This window comes from Sphingomonas bacterium, assembly GCF_903643035.1.
GTDB lineage: Bacteria > Pseudomonadota > Alphaproteobacteria > Sphingomonadales > Sphingomonadaceae > Sphingomonas.
The window spans coordinates 1-2,696 of sequence record NZ_CAHJWW010000333.1; the positions used below are offsets into that span (position 1 = coordinate 1).

Below are 2,696 nucleotides of genomic sequence, written 5' to 3' on the forward strand. Positions count from 1 at the left end.
CAGGCCGCGCCGCAGGGCGCCGTCGCGCCCGAGGCCCTGAACTGGCACGGCGATGCCTCCGCGCCGGATATCAGCGGCGTGTGGGTGCGCGTCGACGGTCCCGCCGGCGCCGGCAGCAAGGAGGGCTGGGCGCCCTGGACCCCGCCGTTGAAGGGCGCGTTCGCCGACACCTGGAAGAAGCGGGTGGCCGATACCGCCGCCGGCACGCGGACCGACGATCCGATACGCAGTTGCCTGCCGCCGGGGATGCCGCGCTTCATCACCGGGACCAACGGCCCGATGCTCATCCTGCAGACGCCGGGCCGGGTCATGCTGTATCGCGACGGCATTCCGGTGCGCCGGGTGTGGCTCACGCCCGCCGCGCTGCCTGCGCCCAAGGATCTGGAGAGCTTCTCGAACGGCAACGCGATCGGCCGTTACGAAGGGTCCGATCTCGTGACGCAGATCTCCGGCATCAAGGATCAGCCGATCGACGGCACGGGCGTGCCGCATAGCGACGACCTCAAGATCTCCGAGCGGTTCCACCGGGTGGACGCCGGCACGCTCACGGTGAAGGTGACGTTGACCGATGCCACCGCCTACAGCCGGCCGATCGTGTCCACTGTGACCTATCACCTGCTGAGCGATCGGACATGGGAGCCGCACGAGTTCCTGTGCACGCCCAACACGAACTTTTCGCCGGACAAATACGTGCATTGAGGCCGGCGCGACCGCCCGCGACGCTCGCCGGCGGGCGCGATCGGGGCGCGAGCAATGTGGAACCGAGTAGAGGAAGACCGATGACCAAGAAGATCCGCATCATCACCATGCTGGCCGTGCTCGCCACGCCGCTGCCGGCCGTGGCGCACCATTCGTTCGCGATGTTCGACAAGACGAAGGAAGTCGTTCTGAAGAACGCCGTCGTGAAGGACTGGCAGTGGACCAGCCCGCATACCTGGCTGTACGTCGTGGTGCCCAACGGAACCGGCAATCCGGAGAAATACTCCATTGAAGGCGGCAACCCCGGCCTGATGCGTCGCGAGGGCTTCGCCAAGGGTTCGATGGCACCGGGCGACAAGGTGACGATCTATGCGGCCCCGCTGCGCAGTGGGGACAAGGGCGGCAGCCTGAACGCCGTCGTGCTGACGAACGGCAAGATGCTGGGCGAGCGGATGAAGCCCGGCGCGTAACGACGAAGAAACGAAGCGCCGAACCGGCGGCTTGGGTACAAGGGGAGGGCAGGATGGCCATCAGACGCATATTGACCGGGCTGGCTGGCCTGGCCGCTCTTGCCGCGCCCATGCCGCTGGCGGCGCAGGACGCGGGCACGGCATGGCCGCCCGCGGGAGTGTCCTATTATGGCGACCCGGCGGTTCCGGACGTATCGGGGTTGTGGATGGGTACGGCGATGGGCATCCCGGGACAGGGGGTCATCAACAACACCGGCCAGACCGCCGACGGCCGCCCGCCCAACTATCTGGCGCCGTGGCCGCTCCCCTATGTGCCGGCGTTCAAAAAGATGTCGGACGAGCGGGTCGCCCTTGCCAAGACCGGCAAGCAGACGGGCGACACGGGCTCGCGCTGCCTGCCGTTCAGCCTGCCGTTCCTGATCCTGTCCGAGAACTTCCCCAGCGAGGTGGTGCAGACGCCGGGCGCGGTGATGGTCTTCTTCTTCAGCGCCATGCCGACGGTGATCTGGACGGATGGTCGCGGTCATCCAAAGGATCTCAAGCCGAGCTACAGCGGCCATTCGATCGGCCACTGGGTCGGCGACACGCTCTATGTCGACACGGTCGGCCTGCGCGGCGACACGCCACTGGAAACGCATTTCGATCCGCACAGCGACAAGCTGCACTTCACCTGGACCATGCAGCACGTCGCCAAGGACAGGATGCATGTCCATGTGACGCTGTTCGACGATGGCGCCTTCACCGAACCCGTGGAGAGCACCGATATCTGGGCGCGGAAGAACGAGCGCAAATGGGCCTTGCTGGACGACGCATCGTGTTTCGAGAATGCGTCGGGGATCAGCGCCAACGCCAAGCCTCCCGAGGAAGGCTTCCTGAAGTTCTGACGACGGATCGCAGGATACGCGAACAGGGAAGGGCCGGCGTGGGCGCGTCCGCGGCCGGCGGAACCGGCGCCTGGGACCGGCGGTACGAATGGCGCGCGGTGTTGCTGCTGACCGTCGGTTTCGGCTTGGTCGGCCTTGACCGCTGGGTCATCGCCGACCTGGCCGGTCTGCGCTCGTCGACCATGGTGCGGGATCTGGCGCTGCGGCCTCAGGACGTCGGCAACCTTGTCGCCGCGCTCGGCATCGCGTGGGGCGTGTCGTCGCTGTTCATGGGCAATCTGTCCGACGTGTTCGGACGCAGGCGGGTCATCGTGCCCTCGCTGGTGCTGTTCTCGTTGCTGTCGGGCCTGTCGGGGCTCGCCGGTACGTTCGCCGCGATGCTGGCGTGCCGGATCATGATGGGGCTGTTCGAGGGCGCCTTCTGCCCGTCGAGCTTCGCCGCCGTCGCCGAAGCCTCGCTGCCCCGGCGGCGCGGCGGCAATCTGGGGTTCCAGCAGAGCGCCTTTGCGCTGTTCGGCCTTGGCTTCGGGCCGACGATCGCGGCCTTGCTGCTCGGCTCGATGAGCTGGCGCTGGGTGTTCGCGATCGTCGGCATCCCGGGCCTGATCGTCGCCCTGCTCGCCGCCCGCACGATCCGCGAGCC

At 67.5% G+C, this 2,696-nt stretch carries 3 protein-coding genes and 1 pseudogene; all 4 read left to right on the top strand.

Annotation, left to right across the window (positions count from 1 at the left end; genetic code table 11):
• Window positions 1-699: pseudogene (locus HUV01_RS14735) on the top strand (hypothetical protein); the annotation flags it as partial.
• Between the two features lie 80 nt (window positions 700-779).
• Window positions 780-1,169 carry a DUF6152 family protein gene (locus tag HUV01_RS14740; protein WP_174298953.1) on the top strand — a complete coding sequence of 130 codons (390 nt, stop codon included), beginning with the start codon at window positions 780-782 and terminating at the stop codon, window positions 1,167-1,169.
• 53 nt (window positions 1,170-1,222) lie between these two features.
• Window positions 1,223-2,053, top strand: a complete 831-nt coding sequence (locus HUV01_RS14745) for a hypothetical protein (RefSeq protein ID WP_174298954.1) — start codon at window positions 1,223-1,225, stop codon at window positions 2,051-2,053.
• A 38-nt stretch (window positions 2,054-2,091) separates the two neighbouring features.
• On the top strand, window positions 2,092-2,696 hold a 605-nt coding region (locus tag HUV01_RS14750), incomplete at its 3' end, for an MFS transporter (RefSeq protein ID WP_217431030.1).